This is a genomic window from Flavobacterium sp. DG2-3, assembly GCF_030730925.1.
Taxonomy (GTDB): domain Bacteria; phylum Bacteroidota; class Bacteroidia; order Flavobacteriales; family Flavobacteriaceae; genus Flavobacterium.
The window spans coordinates 1-18,298 of the sequence record NZ_JAVAMB010000002.1 but is presented as its reverse complement, the minus strand read 5'-3'; the positions used below and the strand labels follow the sequence as shown (position 1 = coordinate 18,298).

The 18,298-nt window shown below is 33.0% G+C and carries 15 protein-coding genes; 6 read left to right on the top strand and 9 right to left on the bottom strand.

Features of this window, described 5'->3' with window-relative positions; all coding sequences use genetic code 11:
• Positions 1 to 149: 149 nt before the first annotated feature.
• A complete protein-coding gene (gene lon, locus Q9Q97_RS04035; RefSeq protein WP_306154877.1) occupies positions 150 to 2,603 on the bottom strand; it encodes an endopeptidase La in 2,454 nt (817 codons plus the stop codon).
• A gap of 275 nt (positions 2,604 to 2,878) precedes the next feature.
• On the opposite strand from lon, the gene Q9Q97_RS04030 reads away from it, so the two are divergent.
• Genes Q9Q97_RS04030 through Q9Q97_RS04015 form a run of 4 tightly spaced genes read left to right on the top strand, consistent with a single transcriptional unit; the run spans position 2,879 to position 5,763 of the window.
• Entirely contained in the window at positions 2,879 to 3,433 is a 555-nt protein-coding gene (locus tag Q9Q97_RS04030; RefSeq protein ID WP_306154876.1) for an RNA polymerase sigma factor, read from the top strand.
• A 14-nt stretch (positions 3,434 to 3,447) separates the two neighbouring features.
• On the top strand, positions 3,448 to 3,981 hold the full coding sequence (locus Q9Q97_RS04025) for an anti-sigma factor (RefSeq protein WP_306154875.1): 534 nt from the start codon (positions 3,448 to 3,450) through the stop codon (positions 3,979 to 3,981).
• Positions 3,965 to 5,023, top strand: a complete 1,059-nt coding sequence (locus tag Q9Q97_RS04020; RefSeq protein ID WP_306154874.1) for a hypothetical protein — start codon at positions 3,965 to 3,967, stop codon at positions 5,021 to 5,023. The genes Q9Q97_RS04025 and Q9Q97_RS04020 overlap by 17 nt, the downstream gene beginning before the upstream one ends.
• Positions 5,024 to 5,043: 20 nt before the next feature.
• Complete coding sequence (locus Q9Q97_RS04015) at positions 5,044 to 5,763, top strand: head GIN domain-containing protein (protein WP_306154873.1); 720 nt, start codon at positions 5,044 to 5,046, stop codon at positions 5,761 to 5,763.
• Positions 5,764 to 5,856: 93 nt separating this feature from the next.
• On the opposite strand, the gene Q9Q97_RS04010 is transcribed toward Q9Q97_RS04015, so the two are convergent.
• From Q9Q97_RS04010 to Q9Q97_RS03985, 6 genes are all read right to left on the bottom strand, one after another.
• Positions 5,857 to 7,182: an MFS transporter gene (locus tag Q9Q97_RS04010; protein WP_306154872.1), complete on the bottom strand. Its 1,326-nt coding sequence runs from the start codon at positions 7,180 to 7,182 to the stop codon at positions 5,857 to 5,859.
• A gap of 164 nt (positions 7,183 to 7,346) precedes the next feature.
• On the bottom strand, positions 7,347 to 8,156 hold the full coding sequence (locus Q9Q97_RS04005) for a M48 family metallopeptidase (protein ID WP_306154871.1): 810 nt from the start codon (positions 8,154 to 8,156) through the stop codon (positions 7,347 to 7,349).
• Positions 8,157 to 8,240: 84 nt separating this feature from the next.
• A complete protein-coding gene (locus tag Q9Q97_RS04000) occupies positions 8,241 to 10,640 on the bottom strand; it encodes a glycoside hydrolase family 31 protein (RefSeq protein WP_306154870.1) in 2,400 nt (799 codons plus the stop codon).
• Positions 10,641 to 10,844: 204 nt separating this feature from the next.
• Positions 10,845 to 12,749: a 1,4-alpha-glucan branching protein GlgB gene (gene glgB / locus Q9Q97_RS03995; protein ID WP_306154869.1), complete on the bottom strand. Its 1,905-nt coding sequence runs from the start codon at positions 12,747 to 12,749 to the stop codon at positions 10,845 to 10,847.
• Between the two features lie 79 nt (positions 12,750 to 12,828).
• Positions 12,829 to 14,109: a glucose-1-phosphate adenylyltransferase gene (locus Q9Q97_RS03990; RefSeq protein WP_306154868.1), complete on the bottom strand. Its 1,281-nt coding sequence runs from the start codon at positions 14,107 to 14,109 to the stop codon at positions 12,829 to 12,831.
• Positions 14,099 to 15,526 (bottom strand): glycogen synthase, encoded by a 1,428-nt coding sequence (locus Q9Q97_RS03985; protein ID WP_306154866.1) that lies wholly within the window; start codon positions 15,524 to 15,526, stop codon positions 14,099 to 14,101. Before Q9Q97_RS03985 ends, Q9Q97_RS03990 begins: the two co-directional genes overlap by 11 nt.
• Before the next feature lie 116 nt (positions 15,527 to 15,642).
• On the opposite strand from Q9Q97_RS03985, the gene Q9Q97_RS03980 reads away from it, so the two are divergent.
• Positions 15,643 to 16,500 (top strand): alpha/beta hydrolase, encoded by an 858-nt coding sequence (locus Q9Q97_RS03980; protein ID WP_306154865.1) that lies wholly within the window; start codon positions 15,643 to 15,645, stop codon positions 16,498 to 16,500.
• A 56-nt stretch (positions 16,501 to 16,556) separates the two neighbouring features.
• Positions 16,557 to 17,207 (top strand): endonuclease III, encoded by a 651-nt coding sequence (gene nth / locus Q9Q97_RS03975; protein ID WP_306154864.1) that lies wholly within the window; start codon positions 16,557 to 16,559, stop codon positions 17,205 to 17,207.
• On the opposite strand, the gene Q9Q97_RS03970 is transcribed toward nth, so the two are convergent.
• Positions 17,208 to 17,642: a nuclear transport factor 2 family protein gene (locus tag Q9Q97_RS03970; RefSeq protein WP_306154862.1), complete on the bottom strand. Its 435-nt coding sequence runs from the start codon at positions 17,640 to 17,642 to the stop codon at positions 17,208 to 17,210.
• Positions 17,643 to 17,654: 12 nt separating this feature from the next.
• A complete protein-coding gene (locus Q9Q97_RS03965) occupies positions 17,655 to 18,107 on the bottom strand; it encodes a DUF1569 domain-containing protein (RefSeq protein WP_306154861.1) in 453 nt (150 codons plus the stop codon).
• Positions 18,108 to 18,298 lie beyond the last annotated feature (191 nt).

Genomic DNA, 18,298 nt, shown 5'->3' with positions numbered 1-18,298 from the left:
AAATATAAAATTATATAACACCAAAAAAATAAATTATTGCATCAAATAAATTCTTAGAAAATTCCAATAAAAAAATCCAAATTCCAAACTGCCTGTTGAGCAATTTGTAATTTGGATTTTAAAAATATTTGAAAGTTAACTTTTGAAAGTTATTTCAGTTCTTTAGCGTTTTTTACTTTCTGATCTGTCAAAGCGATAGCTAAAACTTCGCTCATTTCTTTCACATAATGAAAACTCAAACCTTCTAAGTATTCTGCTTTTATTTCGTCAATATCACTTTTGTTTTCATGACAAAGAATAATTTCTTTGATTCCTGCTCTTTTCGCAGCCAAGATTTTTTCTTTAATACCACCAACCGGCAATACTTTTCCACGAAGGGTGATCTCTCCTGTCATAGCAAGGCTTTTCTTGATTTTTCTCTGAGTTAAAAGAGAAACTAATGAAGTAAGCATAGCAATACCAGCACTTGGTCCGTCTTTTGGAGTTGCTCCTTCTGGAACGTGCAAGTGAATATTATATTTCTGGAAAAGCTCAGTGCTAACACCTAATTTCTTAGCATTTGCTTTAATATATTCTAACGCAATTGTGGCAGATTCTTTCATTACAGTTCCTAAATTTCCTGTAATTGTTAGAGCTCCTTTTCCTTCAGAAATCAAAGATTCGATAAACAAAATATCACCACCAACACTTGTCCAAGCTAAACCTGTTACAACACCCGCAACATCATTATTTTCGTATTTATCTCTTTCTAATCTAGGAACGCCTAAAATCGCTACGATATCTTCGTCGGTTACTTTTTTATTGTACTCCTCTTCCATTGCTACAGATTTTGCAGCATTTCTGATTACTTGAGCAATTTTAGTTTCTAAATTACGAACACCAGATTCACGTGTATAACCTTCTACAATTTTTTCCAATTGTTTTTTACCAATTGTCAAATCTTTAGATGTTAAACCGTGCGCTTCTAATTGTTTCGGGAATAAATGTCTTTTAGCAATTTCAACTTTCTCTTCAATTGTATAGCCCGACATTTTGATTACTTCCATTCTGTCACGTAAAGCTGGCTGAATTGCTCCCATGTTATTTGAAGTCGCAATAAACATTACTTTAGATAAATCGTATCCCATTTCAAGGAAATTATCATAAAAAGCATTGTTTTGCTCTGGATCTAAAACCTCCAATAAAGCTGAAGATGGATCACCGCTGTTACCGCTTGATAGTTTATCAATCTCGTCTAAAATAAACACTGGATTTGAAGTTCCGGCCTTTTTCAAACTTTGAATGATACGTCCCGGCATAGCTCCGATATACGTTTTTCTGTGTCCGCGAATCTCCGCTTCGTCACGTAAACCTCCTAATGAAATACGTACATACTCACGGCCTAAAGCTTCTGCTACAGAACGCCCGATAGATGTTTTACCAACTCCAGGAGGCCCAGTTAAACAGATAATTGGCGATTTCATGTCATTTCTCAGTTTTAAAACTGCCAAATGCTCGATCATTCTTTTCTTAACTTCATCAAGTCCGAAATGATCTTTATCTAAAATTTTCTGTGCATGTTTTAAATCGAATTTATCTTTAGAATATTCGCCCCAAGGCAACTCTAAAAACAATTCTAAATAGTTTCTCTGAATTCCAAAATCTGGAGATTGCGGATTCATACGACGCATTTTTGACAATTCTTTTTCGAAATGCTTCTGCGTCTTTTCGTCCCACTTTTTAGTTTTAGCTTTCAGCCCCATTTCGTCCATTTCCTCTTCCTGAGAAACACCTCCCAATTCTTCTTGAATGGTTTTCATTTGCTGGTGAAGGAAATATTCTCTTTGTTGCTGGTCTAAATCAAAACGTACTTTTGACTGAATGTCGTTCTTCAATTCTAATTTTTGAAGTTCAACATTCATATAACGTAAAGTCTCTAAAGCACGCTCTTTCAGTCCGTTTATCGATAAAAGACCTTGTTTTTCTTTTACGGATAAATTCATATTAGAAGAAACAAAATTGATCAAGAATGATTGGCTTTCAATATTCTTAATCGCAAAAGTAGCCTCCGAAGGAATATTTGGGCTTTCTTTAATAATTTGTATCGCTAATTCTTTTACCGAATCTAAGATTGCAGTAAATTCAGAATCGTTTTCATCTGGACGTTCTTCTGCAACTTCTTTTATAGTTGCTGTCATGTATGGTTCTTCTAAAACCACTTCGTCAATTTCGAAGCGTTTTTTACCTTGAAGAATAACCGTAACGTTACCGTCAGGCATTTTTAGGACACGTAAAATACGCGCCACAGTTCCTACTTTATGAATATCATCTTTTGACGGATCTTCGTCTTCTTCATTAATTTGAGAAACTACACCAATTATTTTTCCGCCTGCATTGGCATCATTAATCAGTTTGATAGACTTATCTCTTCCAGCAGAAATCGGGATAACAACTCCTGGAAATAAAACGGTGTTGCGTAAAGGTAAAATTGGAAGCGAAACAGGAAGTTCTTCATTATTCATTTCCTCCTCGTCTTCTGGAGTCAACAATGGAATTAATTCTGCCTCTGAATCGAATTCTTGAAGTGACAGATTGTCAATAGTAAGTATTTTATGGTTTGACATAATAAAATATAAGTCTTTTTGTCATTAAATTTTTTGTGCTATCTATAAACAGTGTATTGCTTATTGAAGTTTTACTGAAAATCTGTTTTGTTTTTCAATTACAAGATAGGCCATAAAAATAGACAATCATTATGCCAAAAGCAAAAGAAGTCAGGTCTAAAAAAATATATTTTCACTTTTCATTTCATCCGAATTAAAAAAAAATAAAATTAATTTTATAAAAGTGTAACAAAGAAAAAAAAGTACTGTCCTTATATAAAACCAAAAGCCACTACTTGAGTATAAATAACCTAAATATCGAAGAATTAATTGCGCTTTGTAAAAATAACAATCAGAAAGCGCAATTTGAAATATACAATCGCTATTGTAAAGCGATGTATAATGTGGCTTTTCGTATTGTAAAAGACGAACATTTTGCACAAGACGTCATGCAGGAAGGTTTCTTGAAAGCTTTTACAAAAATCAATGACTATAAACAAGAAGTGGCTTTTGGAGCATGGTTAAAAAAAATAATCATCAATTATAGTATCGATTTTTACAAGAAGAACAATTCTTTTCAGGTAGAAGATTTAAGTAAGCAGCTTTATAAAATTGAAGAAAATGACGGAATTATTTCTGAAAATATTGACTTAAATTCTCTAAAAGTAAAACAGGTTTTGGATACTATTCTGCAGCTGAAAGATAATTACAGAATGGTGCTGACGCTTTTTTACATAGAAGGTTATGATCAGGAAGAAATCTGCGAAATTTTAAACATTACGTACGCAAATTGCAGAACAACCTTGAGCAGAGCCAAAGACAGTTTGAGAAAAAAATTGGAAGAGATATAAAATGAATTGGAATTATGAAAAATGAAAAAGACAATTTAGACGAATTATTCAACAGATTTGAAAATCAATGGGATATTCAGAAATTAACTCCTGACCATCAGATGGATTTTCTTCAGAAATTAAACAAAAAAGAGCCTAAGAAAAAATATTGGGTCGTAACCGCTATTGCCGCTTCGATTGTAATAATGCTTGGAATATCTCTTTTTTATAAAAATGAAAAAACAAAAGAATTCAAATTTGCTTCTAAAGAGACTAAACGCACCGATTCTATTTTCAATATTCTAATTGACAACGAATTGGTTAAACTGAAAGAGAAAAGTTCGCCAGAAAATCAGCAGATTATTAATGATGCCATGAATCAGATGAAAACTTTTGATGCTGACTATCAAAAAATCATAAATGAACTGCAAAAAAATGGAGAGAACAAACAAATTATTTATGCGATGATTAGCAATCTCCAAACGCGAATTTCTTTTTTACAAACCGTTTTAAAAAGAATTGAAGACAATGAAAAACTAAAAAACAACTCTAATGAAAAAACACTATAACTTACTAATCTTACTTCTTTTGATTCCTTTTTTGGGATTTTCAAACGACGACACTTTTATAACCAAACAAAAAAGCATTAAAAAGACATATATCGTAAACTCAAATGCCGGAATCGATATTGAAAATAAATATGGCAGTATCACTGTAACAACTTGGGATGAAGACAAAATTGATCTCGACATTACAATCAAAGTGAATGGACCAAATGAAAATTGGGTAAACGAACGATTAAACAGCATTGATGTTGAAATTACTGCTCTTAAAGGATTGGTTTCTGCCGTAACAACACTTGGAAATTCTACTCTTAAAAGTAAAGGAAGCAACAATAGTTTTGAAATCAACTATGTGGTTAAAATTCCGAAAAACGGGTCGATTAAACTGGCTAATAAATATGGCAATATTTCGGTACCAATTGCAGAATCTTCTACAGATATTGACTGCAAATATGGGAAAGTCACTTTGGGAAAACTAAACGGATCTAATAATCAAATCTCAATTCAATACTGCCAAAGTTCAAGCATAGATTACGTAAAAGCAGGAAATGTTGATGCTCGATATTCGAATCTTAAAATTAATGATTCAGGAAATTTGAATCTAAATGCCAATTATACGGATGTTAATCTAAATGACGGTCAGAATATTAAAGCTGACTGTAATTACGGAACGTTTAAGTTTCAAAAAATCAATTCTTTAAGCGGCTCTGGAAACTATTTAACTTTTATTATTGGAGAAATTTCAAGTAACTTTAGCTACGATACCAATTACAGTAAAATCAGTATTGGAACTGTAAATGAAAGAGCTGGAAACATTACGATAAATTCAGGATATACGGACATTTCAATTGGTTACGTGCCAAATTATGCTTTCGATTTTGATATTTCTGCCAGATATTCGAATATCAAACATGATAATAATTTAGAAGTTTCTGTTTCAGAAGTTAAAAGCAACAGTAAAAGAATTGCTGGCTATTACAAGAAAAAAGGACAAAATAAAATCAATATCAATTCGAATTACGGAAATATTTCGCTAACAAAAAATTAATCATCTAAAAAATCAAAACAATGAAAAAGTCAATTTTATTACTTGCATTTGCTGCGCTTTCTTTAAGCACTATAAATGCACAAAACAAACTTCAAGGAAACGGAAAAGTAGTTACAGAAACTAGAACTACTGGAGATTACGACGGAATTAAAATTTCAGGTTTCTTTGATGTTGATTTAGTTGCTGGAAAAGAAGGAAAAATTACCATCAAGGGAGAAGAAAATCTTTTGTCTGCCATCAAAGTTGAAGTGGAAGATAATTCATTAAAAATCTATATTGAAAAGTTGACAAATATTAGAACTAGTACTGGTAAAAGTATTCACATTACAGTTCCTTTTGAAAAAATCTCTGAATTGAGTTTAGCTGGTTCTGGCGATATTCAGTCAAAAGACGTTATCAAAAATGAAAAGTTTTTGGTTAAATTATCTGGTTCTGGAAATTTTACTTTACCAGTTGATACTAATAATTTAGAACTAAATGTAAGCGGTTCTGGAAATGTACGTTTGAGAGGAACGGCTGATAATTTCTCTGCAAAACTTTCCGGTTCTGGAGATATAAATGCAGCCGATTTGAAATCGAAAATTGTTGAAGCAAATGTTTCGGGATCTGGAAACAGCAAAGTGGCCTGCGATCAAAGTTTAACGGCTAGAGTTTCTGGCTCTGGAAACATTAGATATGTTGGAAATCCAGAAAAAAAGGATGTTAAAGTCTCAGGATCTGGAAGCATTACAAAAAGCTGATTTCAAACAAAAAAAATATCACGAATTACAAAAAAATCATCAATCAAATAATTCCTTGCAATTCGTGATATTATTATTTTAAAGACGTTTCAATTAATTTGAAACGTCTTTTTTATGTACTCTTCTTAAAAGGAAAATGGCTGTTATAAAGAAAATAGCTAGAATAACAATCGCTTTACGCGGACTTCCTGTACGTTGGTCAATGATTCCGTAAATGCACATTCCAATCACGATTCCTATCTTTTCTGCCACATCATAAAAGCTGAAAAATGAAGCAGTGTCTTCTGTATCTGGCAATAATTTAGAATAGGTTGAACGTGACAATGCCTGAATACCTCCCATTACAAATCCAGCAACGGTTGCCATTACATAAAAGTGCAAAGGCAATGTTATAAAATATGCTAAAGCGCAAAATATAGCCCAAATACCGTTGATAAAAATTAAAGTTTTGACATTTCCGAATTTTGCTGAAGCTCTTGAAGTCAAAACAGCACCAATTACCGCTACAAGCTGAATTATCAAAATACAAATTATAAGACCAATTGTGCTTTCTTCTTTTGATGACCACTTAATTTCCTGAGCACCGAAATAAGTTGCTACAAGCATTACAGTCTGTACAGCCATACTTGAAACAAAAAATCCGCCTAAATATCTTCTCAAAGGAATGTTATCATTCAACAAACGCCAAACCTTTTTCAATTCTTTAAAACCATTAAACAAAACAGATTTAGTCAATTTTTGGCCATTTTCTTTGCTCCCTTTCGGCAAATAATAATAAGTGTATTGGCTAAATAAAATCCACCAAACGCCGACCATTATAAAAGAATAACGCATGGCTTTCATTGCTGCTTCTCCATCTGTTCCTGAAATTCCGAAAAGTTTCGGCTTCATGATCATTGCTAAATTGATTATCAACAAAATAACACTACCAATATATCCTAACGAATATCCTTTTGCACTGATTCTGTCTTGTTGTTCTTCAAATGCAATATCTGGAAGATAGGAATTATAAAAAACCAAACTTCCCCAGTAGCCAAGCAATCCAAGGAAATAAAATAAAAGTCCAACATAAATATTTTCTAAGTCAAACCAATACAATCCCATACAAGAAAAGGCTCCTAGATAGCAGAAAAATTTCATGAATGACTTTTTATTTCCCACATAATCGGCAATACCAGATAACAAAGGCGAAATAAAAGAAACCACTAAAAACGCCGCGGCAGTAATAAAACTAATTAAAGCAGAATTTTTAAGATGCATTCCAAAAACATCAATATAATGATCGCGGTCACTAAATAAAGCTTCGTAAAAAATAGGAAATACAGCAGAGGCAATCGTCAAAGTATAAACTGAATTTGCCCAATCATAAAATGCCCAGGCATTTAAAAGCTTCTTATCTCCTTTTTGTAGGTTTTTCATAGAAATGGTTTTGTTAAATAGGCTACGAATTTATCTATTTTTTATGATAAACAAATAGAATTTCGATATTTCGTACATTATTAAATTATGAAATTCGGTAAAATAAAAAAAAAGCCAATCAAAAAAATGAGTGGCTTTTTAAAAGGTATATTTTTATGCGTAATTTATTTTATAGTTCCAACTTTAAGTGCAATTGCTTTTGCTTCTGGAATTAATGCTTTGATATTAGCAATTCTAGTAGCATCAGAAGGGTGCGTACTCATAAATTCTGGTGTTGAAGCACCGCCTGATTTTGCAGACATTCTAGTCCAAAACGCAACAGCATCATCCGGATTATAACCTGCAATGGCCATCAATGTCAAACCAATTTTGTCTGCCTCGCTTTCGTTACTTCTGCTAAAAGGAAGCATTACTCCTACTTCTGTTCCCATACCGTAAGCTTGAGAAAATATTTCTCTTGTTTGTGCCGTTTTGTTTGCTGTTGCAGCATCTAAAACCGCTCCTCCTATTTGCTGCAATTGAGCTGCACTCATTCTCTGCGCACCGTGATTGGCTAACGCGTGAGAAACCTCATGCCCCATAACCGTTGCCAGACCAGATTCGTTTTGTGTTATAGGCAATATTCCTGAATACACTACAATTTTTCCTCCAGGCAAACACCACGCATTAACTTCTTTATTATCAACTAATTTATATTCCCAACGATAATCTTTTAAATATTGTGATTGTCCTAAATAGGTCAGATATTTTTCAGCTGCCAATTTAATTTTCAAACCAACATTTTCGACTAGTTTTGCATCGGTTGTACCAGTAATAACTTTATTTTCAGACAGAAAAGTACTGTATTGCTGAAAAGAAGTTGGAAACAATTCGCTATTTGAAACAAAATTCAAGTTTTGTTTTCCAGTAATTGGATTTGTTGCACATGCCATTACAAGTGCTCCAAAAATTCCTAAAAACATATATTTTTTCATAATTCGAGCTATTTTTATAGCAAAAATACGATTAAAAAACATAAAATATTTTACACAATAAGTCAAAAAAATATCAAAATTTGACTACTCCCCTACAATATGAAGTTCATTAAACTCTTTATCAACTATTAAGAAATTATTTTGCTCGAAACTAATTTTATCAAATTCAATTTTTTCGTTGTCAATTTCAATTTCAGAAACTTTAAATGGCAGTCCGATAAGGTTTATTTTATACTTAGTGTATGGTGTGATATATTTTCCTTCTTTATGAAGCTGAATAATAAGTTCTTTTTCTTTTCCAATATTCCTTAACGACAAATAGCTATAACGTCCTTTTTTATAATCATAACCGTCTTGCGCATCTTCGTAAACAGCTGACTGTTCTTTTCCATTATTATAATAAACATCCAGCGTTAGTTCATCAAATTCTAATTCGCCTACGTACTGCTGAACTGGATATTTAGGAATAACTGCCCCTGCTTTTACAAAAACCGGAATTTCATCAAATTTAGTGTCGATCCAAATTTCTCTTCCCCCAATAAACAATTCATTTGTCCAATAGTTATACCATTCGCCTCTAGGAATATACATACGTCTACCTACAGCATTAGGTTCAAGTATCGGGCAAACTAAAATCTGGTTTCCAAAGATAAATTCATCATTTCTATAATGTGTCTGAGTATCGTCTTGATCATAATAAACCAAAGGTTTAAGCATCGGAATTCCTTCCTCAATATACTGCCAGAACATTGTATATAGATAAGGAAGTAATTGATAACGCAGGCTCACAAACTTTCTAGTAATATTAATGACTTCTTCATCAAAAGCCCAAGGTTCCTGATTCCCATGATCTCCAGAAGAATGCGTTCTGCAAAAAGGATGAAAAACGCCTAATTGAATCCAGCGTGCATATAACTCTCCCGTTGGCTGTTCTGCAAATCCGCCGATATCAGAACCTGTAAATCCCATTCCAGAAATGGACAATCGCTGCACCTGAATGTTAGCAAGCCATAAATGTTCCCAAGTTGCCACGTTATCGCCTGTCCATGAAGAAGTATAACGCTGTGCTCCAGCATAAGCCGATCTTGTTATTACAAATGGTCGTTTTGGATAAGCAAATCGTTTTACACCATGATAAGTAGCTCTTGCCATCTGCGTGCCGTAAATATTATGTGCTTTTCTATGACTGCAAGGATTTCCATCATAAATATGGCGTACATCCATCGGGAAAGTTTTATTCGGCACTTCCATTACAGCAGGTTCGTTCATGTCATTCCAAACTCCTTTTACTCCAATATCTGCAACTAATTCTTTAAATAATCCTGCCCACCATTCTCTAACTACGGGATTTGTATAATCTGGGAAATTGCATTCTCCTGGCCAAACTTTTCCTTTCATATAAGGTCCATCGGCTCTTTTACAGAAATAATCTTTTTCTAAAGCTTCTTTGTAGACCCAATAATCTTTATCGATTTTAATTCCCGGATCAATAATTACAACGGTTTTAAAACCATCTTCGGCTAATTCAGCAACCATTCTTTTTGGATCAGGAAAATAGTTTTTATTCCATGTAAAACATCTGAAACCATCCATATAATCAATATCCAAATAAATAGCGTCACAAGGAATCTGCAGTTCTCTAAATTTCGAGGTAATTTCTTTGACTTTGCTTTCAGGATAATAACTCCATTTGCATTGGTGGTATCCTAAAACCCAAAGCGGCGGTAATTCTGGTTTTCCAGTTAAGTCTGTATACGTTGTAACAACATCCTGCATTTGAGGGCCATAGACAAAATAATAATTCATTTCACCACCTTCAGCCCAAAAACTGGTAACGTTTCTTCTTTCCTGACAAAAATCAAAAAACGTTCTAAAAGTGTTGTCGAAAAATATACCGTAGGATTGTTTGTTGTGCAATCCGATATAAAACGGAACTACTTTATATAATGGTTCTTGATCTTTCTGATACGCATATTGATCTGTAGCAAAATTTTCTAGTCTTTTGCCTTTAAGATTCATCTGAGTTGCTTTATCGCCAAGACCATAATAGCATTCGCCGTCTTTAGCGTATTTACTCATTTTTACAATATTTCCGCCATATTCATAGCTTTCTTCCCAATGAAAACCAAGTTCATCTTCAAGAATTAGAAAATCGTTTAAATCATAAATAGAAAGACGAAGATCTGCCTTTTGTATTTTGCATTTTACTTTACTGGTTCTAATTTGAAAGAAGGTTTCTTCTTCTGTAACTTCTAGAAAATTATAACCGTGAAGCTGGGTTTTATCAATAGCGTACGAAAAATCGTTACTGAAATACCCTTTTGTAGTAAAACGAAATCGGATTAAACTATCACGAAGAATGGTGACTTTTAAGATTACTTTGTTATCCGTATTAAAGAAAACAGAATCTCCTTCATGTTCATAAGAGATAATTTTTGATGGATATAAATCGCCTTTGTATTCTAATGATGTGTTTGTAATCATATCTCAAATGAATTAATTTATAACATTTTCCTTCTAATCAAACATACAAAAAAAGTTCATAACACCCTATGAATAAAAGGTTTATTAACGAAAACGTTTTTTCTGAACGACTTTCAAATTACCAAACAAAAAATCAACAATTTGATAATTTTGAAACGATAAAATGATAAAATCTTACTCTCAAAAAATGATATCAGAATTTTATTAAACCAAAGAATACACGGTTACACCTAAAGGCGGTAAAATTAATTCAGCAGAAAAATCTCTTCCATCATAAGCTATTGCATCCACTTTTATTGTTTTTGGATTTTCTGTTCCGCTTCCGCCGTAAATCTTGGCATCACTATTAAAAATCTCCTGCAAAGTGCCTTTTTTAGGAATACCAATTCGATAATTTTCTCGAACAACCTGAGTAAAATTACAGACTACAATTAAATTCTCATCTGGATTATTTCCTTTTCGAATATAGGATAAAATAGCATTTTGATGATCGGAATAGTTAATCCATTCAAAACCATCTCCTCTAAATTGTTTTTCATACAATGCAGGCTGCGATTTATACAATTGATTCAAATCTGTAATCAATCTTTTAATTCCAGAATGAAAGTCATATTGCAATAAATGCCAGTCAAGACTCTGTTCAAAATTCCATTCATTGGTCTGCCCAAATTCAGCCCCCATAAACAGAAGTTTTGTTCCAGGATGCGTAAACATATAACCGTATAATAATCTCAGGTTTGCAAAACGCTGCCATTCGTCACCTGGCATTTTGTAAATTAGAGATTGTTTGCCGTAAACCACTTCATCATGAGAAAACGGAAGCATGAAATTTTCAGTAAAGGCGTAAGTCATCGAAAAAGTCAAATCATTTTGATGGTATTTTCTATAAACTGTTTCTTTTTGAAAATACTTCAAAGTGTCGTGCATCCAACCCATCATCCATTTCATTCCAAACCCTAAACCTCCAAAAGAAGTCGGTCTTGAAACCATCGGAAATGAAGTGCTTTCTTCTGCAATAGTTTGAACTCCATCAAAATTAGAATAAATTACTTCATTAAATTCTTTAAGAAAACTTATCGAATCAAGATTTTCTCTTCCACCAAAAATATTAGCTTCCCATTCGCCATCTTTTCGGGAATAATCCAGATAAAGCATTGACGCTACAGCATCAACTCTAAGTCCGTCGATATGATAATTTTGAAGCCAGAAAACAGCATTACTTATTAGAAAAGCACGAACCTCATTTCTTCCGTAATTAAAAACCAAACTTTTCCAATCTGGATGATATCCTTTTCTGCGATCTGGATGTTCATATAAATGCGAACCATCAAAATAACCTAAGCCATGTGCATCGTCTGGAAAATGCGACGGAACCCAATCTAAAATTACACCAATTCCCTCTTGATGCAGTTTATCCACCAATACCATAAAATCCTGCGGTTTTCCAAAACGGGAAGTCGGCGCAAAATACCCCGTAAGCTGATAGCCCCACGAAGGATCGTAAGGATATTCCATGATCGGCATGAATTCGACATGTGTAAAACCAGTCTCTTTTACATATTTCACCAAATCATCAGCAAGTTCGAGATAAGTCAAAAAACGGTTATGATCCGCTCTTTTCCAAGAACCCAAATGCACTTCGTAAACCGAATATGGCTTATCTAAAGCATTAAAATCTTGGCGATTCTGCATCCAATTTTCATCTTTCCACTTATAATCCAAATCCCAGACTACAGACGCGGTGTGCGGCGGTTTTTCGCAGTAACGCGCAAAAGGATCGGCTTTTTCAGTAATTACGCCGTTAATGTTAGATTGAATCTTGTATTTATAAAGTGCTCCTTTTGAAATCTCAGGAATAAATCCTTCCCAAATTCCAGAAGAATCCCAACGAACATTTAAAAGATGTTCTCCTTGTGTCCAATAATTAAAATCGCCAACAACCGAAACCGAATGGGCCGTAGGAGCCCACACAGCAAAGTAAACGCCTTTTACCCCATTAACTTCGATTAAATGTGCTCCAAGTTTTTCATATAATCTGAAGTGTTTTCCAGCTTTGAATAAATCGATGTCAAAGTCGGTAAAAAGAGAATGTGGGATTACTTTACTCATATATTGTTTTCTAGAATAATTGGATTTGGAATTTGGAATTTGGAATTTGGAATTTTTAAATTATTTTTTTTTTTTGATTTTATTCAATTCTAAAATTATCTGAAAGCGTAACACCTTTTTTGATGACCACAATTCCGTCTTTTATACTGTACAATTCATTGGTAAAATTATCCAAATGTTTTCCTCCGCTAATGTGGACATTGTTTCCAATACGCACATTTTTATCGATAAGAGCATTATTAATAAAGCAGTTTTCACCAATACCAACATGTATTTTATTAATACTGCTTTCGTAATTCATTTCATCCAGATCCTGATAGAAATCGTTCCCCATTACGTAACAGTTCTCCAAAACAGTACCCTCGCCAATTCTAGAGCGGATACCAATTACAGAACTTTTAATCTCTTTCGCATTAATAATACAGCCTTCAGAAATTAAAGATTGGTTTATAATTGAATTTCTAAATTTTGACGGCGGTAATAATCTCGGTCTTGTAAAAATTTTATTTTCGTTATCGAACAAATTAAACTCAGGTATATCTGCTGTCAAACCAATATTAGCTTCAAAAAAGGATTCAATATTTCCGATATCTGTCCAATATCCTTCGTACTGATAACTTAAAATTTTATGTTTCCCAACAGCTTGCGGAATAATTTCTTTACCGAAATCTTTCGTTTCAGGATCAGCCATCAATTCTTCCAAAAGAGGCTTATTAAAAATATAAATTCCCATTGAGGCAAGATATTTTTTGCCTTTTTCCTGCATTTGTTCGCTCACTTCAGATTCCCAATCTGGTAATAGTGACGCGTGCGGTTTTTCTATAAAAGCTTCGATAACACTTTCGTGGTTCGTTTTTAGAATTCCAAACTCTGGAGCATCTTTAGCATTTACGGGTAAAGTTGCAATAGAAATTTCTGCATCGGCAGCGATATGAGCTTCGAGCATTTCATTAAAATCCATCTGATACAGCTGATCTCCAGAAAGAATCAATGCATGATCAAAATCGTGTTTTAAAAAATGCGACATACATTGTCTTACAGCATCTGCCGTTCCCTGAAACCAAGTTGGATTATCAGGAGTTTGTTCTGCAGCCAAAATATCAACGAAAGACTGGCTGAAAATGCTGAAATTAAAAGTATTCTTAATGTGAGCATTTAGAGAAGCAGAATTAAATTGTGTCAAAACAAATATTTTAAAGATATCAGAATTGATGCAATTAGAAATCGGAATATCGACCAAACGATATTTTCCTCCAATCGGAACTGCTGGTTTTGATCTTGTTTCTGTCAATGGAAATAAACGTGAACCTTGTCCACCTCCTAAAATAATGGCAACTACATTTTTCTTTTTAAATTTCATTTTGCTGAATTATTAAGTTGTATATTTCGATATATTCTTGGCAAACACTTTCCCAGGAATGATCTGCTGTCATTCCTCTTTTTAAAACTTTATTGAAATTTATTCTATCCTCATACAACCTAACCGCACGATTTATTGAATAGCAAATGTCGGCTACAGAAGCCTGATCATGACAAACCCCATTTCCTTCATCTCCAAAATCAACAACCGTGTCTCTTAACCCTCCAGTTCTTCTAACAATCGGAATTGTCCCGTAACGCATGGCATACATCTGATTTAAGCCGCATGGTTCAACTCTAGAAGGCATTAAAATATAATCTGAACCCGCATAAATCAAATGCGCTAAATTTTCATTATAACCTATAAAAACATTGTAATTTCCTTTATAATCATTTCTCAGCTGAGTTAACTGCGATTCAATTTCTGAATTTCCTGATCCTAAAATCAGAATATTAATTTCCTCAAAATGTTCTGACAAAGCTAAAGCTGAAGCATGCGGTAGCAAATCGCCTCCTTTTTCTTCAAATAATCTTCCAATAAAACTAAATAATGGTTTTGACGGATCTAGATCAAACTCTTCGCACAATTTTTCTTTGTTTTTTCTTTTTCCTATTTCGAAATCATCAATAGAATAGTTTTCAGCAATCATTTGATCTTTAGCTGGATTCCACACCTCAATATCAATTCCGTTTAAAATTCCCTTAGATTTATGTCGAACCGAGTTAAACAATGATTCTAATCCATTTGCTGAAATATTAATTTCATTTAAATAACTTGGTGAAACCGTAGTCACAGCATTCGCGCATTTAATACCTACAGCGAGAGAATTTATAGAATTGCTCCATTCTAAAAACCCAACATGTTTCAAGTCAAACTCTGGCAAATAATACAGTTTATCAAAGCCAAACCATCCCTGATATAATCCATTATGTATTGTAATAACCGTTTTTACATGCTTCAAATTTTCATATTTATAAGCAAACTGAAGCAAAAATGGAATAACACCTGTGTGATGATCATGACAATTGATAATATCTGGAACTTGATTTCGAGCTAGAATCCAATCAAGTGTAGCAATCTGAAAAGATAAAAATCTTTCGATATCATCCTCATAACCATAAACATTCGGACGATTAAATAACTCATTAATTTCTATTAGATATAATTCAAAACCTAGCTTATCTGTTGTTTCTTTTAAGACGCTAAACTGAAAATTAAAACTTCCTAATTTAACAGTTCCCCAATGCACACATTCAAAATCATTTTCATTTTTGAACTTCGTGTCATAACAAGGAAGTACAACTCTAACGTCATGCCCCGCAAACTGTTGATATTTAGGCAATGCACCAACTACATCACCCAAACCGCCAACCTTTGCTACTGGATAACATTCTGCACTAATATGAAATATTTCCATTTCAGAAATTAATTTATGATTATATATAAGCAGCAATCATTTATTACTACTTTTATGCTTTTTTAAATTTAGCAAAAAAACAAGCAAAATCCTTCCTTTAAATAAGTTTTATTGAAATGGCAAAAAAGGCAACCAATCCTACTAAATCATTAAAAATTCCGAAGATTATTATAATTTCTGCGAAAATCTGCGCTTTTATATCTACAAAATTAGTTACAAAATTTGCTGCAAAGATTTTCACAACACCAATAAAACATAAAGTTCCGAAACGTGAATTAGAAATGGATTCCAAAAGCATTCAAAAATTAATTCATGTTCCTGCGATTGATAAAAGTGTAGTTACATATTCATATGGGCAAAGTGAGTGCAAAGTATTATTAGTTCACGGCTGGTCTGGAAGAGGGACTCAGCTCTTTAAAATTGCCGATGAGCTTTTGGCTAATGGTTATTCTACAATTAGTTTTGATGCACCAGCACACGGAAAATCAGAAGGCAAAACAACAATAATGTCAGAGTTTATAGCATCTATATTAGAAATAGAAAAGCAATTCGGACCTTTTGAAATTGCAATCGGGCATTCTTTAGGCGGAATGTCGGTTCTGAACGCTATTAAAGACGGACTTAAGGTGGAAAAAGCGGTAGTTATTGGAAGCGGAGATATTGTTCAGGATATCTTAGATGAATTTACTTTTAAATTGGGATTGAAAAAAGAAATCAGCAATCGTCTTAGAGATTCTTTTGAAAATAGATACCAAGTGAAAATGGATGATTTTTCGGCTTACAGAGCAGCTCAGAAAATAAAAATTCCTGTTCTAGTAATGCATGATAATGACGATCCAGAAGTTTCTGTAAAAGCTGGAATTCATATACATGAAAACTTGGAAAATGGAACTTTATATTTAACCGAAGGACTAGGTCACAGAAAAATTCTAGGAAATCACAGCGTTATTAAAAAAATTCTTGAGTTTATTTAAAATCCGTAAATTTATAATGCAAAAACCTAGTTTTCAATATTTTAATTTTAAACGAAATGGATTTATTTGGTGAGACTTCGGATTGGGAAATAAAATTAAAACCCATTTTAAAAAAATATAAAGGAAAAAAGCATCCTTTAGAATACGAAAATACATATCAATTACTTGTTATGGTGATCCTATCTGCACAAGATTCAGATGCTAATATAAATAACATAGCTCCGATTTTATTCGAAAAATATCCAACGTTAAAAAGCATTTCAAAAACCGATTTAGAAACTTTTACATCTTACATCACTAAAGTCCGAAACCATTCTACAAAAGCAAAATGGATTTTAGAAATTGCAAATACTATTAAAGAAGACAAAGATATTCCACTAACAATGAGCGGATTGACAACTTTAAAAGGTGTGGGAAGAAAATCTGCAAATGTTATTCTACGAGAAACCAATAAACCTGCCGAAGGAATTATTGCTGATTTACATGTCATCAGAGTCGCTCCAAGAATTGGAATTGTAAAAGAAAATAAAGACGGAAATAAAATAGAGAAAGACTTAATGCAGGTTCTTCCTAAGAATATCTGGTCTGAAATAGGAATGGCAATATCTTTTTTAGGCAGAGAAACATGCAGACCCAAACCAAAATGTCCTGAATGTCTTTTGACTGATATTTGTTTATATTACAATACTGAAATACTTAAAAATTAATTATTTTCTTCGTGTATCGATTATATAAATAATCTTCCACGAATCTTTTTCTTTAAACAGTGTAAAAGCATTTACTCCAGTATGGCTTAGTTTATCATTAATGTAAAATTCGTAAGGAGTCCAAACATGAGCCATTGTTCCATCAATTTGAATGTTATAACTCAATATTTTTTCTTGAAATTTTATATTTGAAGGAATTGATGCGATAGATTTATAAAATTCTTTCGCACTTTCATTAGAAAGTCTATTTCCTTTAGCTGCACTTTCACTAATAGATTGCAAAATCATTTTGTCTGAGCATACTAATTTAATCTTTGCAGAATCGCGCTGATGAAATCCTTCGAAAAAAGATTCAATACATTTTTGCGCCTCTTCTTTTTGAGCATAAGAAGAAATTCCTAAAAGCAGAAAAAAAATAATTGTATAAATTCTCATAGCTATAAAGTTTTAAACTCCAAATTGTGAAAAATGATGATCCAAATGTTTAGCAAACATATTATTCCATTCTTTTGAAGATAATTTTCCAAAAGAAAGAGATTCTTTTCCTTCAAATTCACTTTCGCCCAAGCTTTGGGTCTTATTTATGTAATTAATGAGTCTATTTTTTTCAAGATCAAAATCTCGATCACCTTTAACAATAAACTGTGGAGCCGTTTTAATATTTCTAGAATAAGGAGTATCGCCTACAACTGCTTTTTTAGCTAATGTCTTTAAAAGAAATCTCATAAAAGCATTTGGTTTCGCATGAATATCATCAAATACCATTTCATACGTCACATTGCAATGAGCCAGCATTTGATCAACTGACATTTTACCCCAAAGTGGTTGTGAATCTGATTTAAGCTGATTAATTCTGTTTATAAATTGATCACAATCTTCTTTAAGAAAAACATTTTGCATAGTTAAACGATATTATGGTTAGCTAGAATAGTGAAGTAAAAATATAAAAATTAACGAGTGATCTCAATTTTAAGCAAAAAAAAACTTCAACTAGCAAAAGCCAATTGAAGTTTTGTACTCAGAGCGGGACTTGAACCCGCACGAACATTGCTGTTCACTGGATTTTAAGTCCAGCGTGTCTACCAATTTCA

What these genes read in the sequence shown, in the direction of transcription:
- Q9Q97_RS04005 (WP_306154871.1), bottom strand. Translation starts at nt 8,156, where the DNA reads ATGAAAAAATATATGTTTTTAGGAATTTTTGGAGCACTTGTAATGGCA.
- Q9Q97_RS03965 (WP_306154861.1), bottom strand. Translation starts at nt 18,107, where the DNA reads ATGCAAAATGTTTTTCTTAAAGAAGATTGTGATCAATTTATAAACAGA.
- Q9Q97_RS04025 (WP_306154875.1), top strand. Translation starts at nt 3,448, where the DNA reads ATGAAAAATGAAAAAGACAATTTAGACGAATTATTCAACAGATTTGAA.
- Q9Q97_RS04015 (WP_306154873.1), top strand. Translation starts at nt 5,044, where the DNA reads ATGAAAAAGTCAATTTTATTACTTGCATTTGCTGCGCTTTCTTTAAGC.
- nth (WP_306154864.1), top strand. Translation starts at nt 16,557, where the DNA reads ATGGATTTATTTGGTGAGACTTCGGATTGGGAAATAAAATTAAAACCC.
- Q9Q97_RS04000 (WP_306154870.1), bottom strand. Translation starts at nt 10,640, where the DNA reads ATGATTACAAACACATCATTAGAATACAAAGGCGATTTATATCCATCA.
- glgB (WP_306154869.1), bottom strand. Translation starts at nt 12,749, where the DNA reads ATGAGTAAAGTAATCCCACATTCTCTTTTTACCGACTTTGACATCGAT.
- Q9Q97_RS03970 (WP_306154862.1), bottom strand. Translation starts at nt 17,642, where the DNA reads ATGAGAATTTATACAATTATTTTTTTTCTGCTTTTAGGAATTTCTTCT.
- Q9Q97_RS04020 (WP_306154874.1), top strand. Translation starts at nt 3,965, where the DNA reads ATGAAAAAACACTATAACTTACTAATCTTACTTCTTTTGATTCCTTTT.
- Q9Q97_RS04010 (WP_306154872.1), bottom strand. Translation starts at nt 7,182, where the DNA reads ATGAAAAACCTACAAAAAGGAGATAAGAAGCTTTTAAATGCCTGGGCA.
- lon (WP_306154877.1), bottom strand. Translation starts at nt 2,603, where the DNA reads ATGTCAAACCATAAAATACTTACTATTGACAATCTGTCACTTCAAGAA.
- Q9Q97_RS03990 (WP_306154868.1), bottom strand. Translation starts at nt 14,109, where the DNA reads ATGAAATTTAAAAAGAAAAATGTAGTTGCCATTATTTTAGGAGGTGGA.
- Q9Q97_RS03985 (WP_306154866.1), bottom strand. Translation starts at nt 15,526, where the DNA reads ATGGAAATATTTCATATTAGTGCAGAATGTTATCCAGTAGCAAAGGTT.
- Q9Q97_RS03980 (WP_306154865.1), top strand. Translation starts at nt 15,643, where the DNA reads ATGGCAAAAAAGGCAACCAATCCTACTAAATCATTAAAAATTCCGAAG.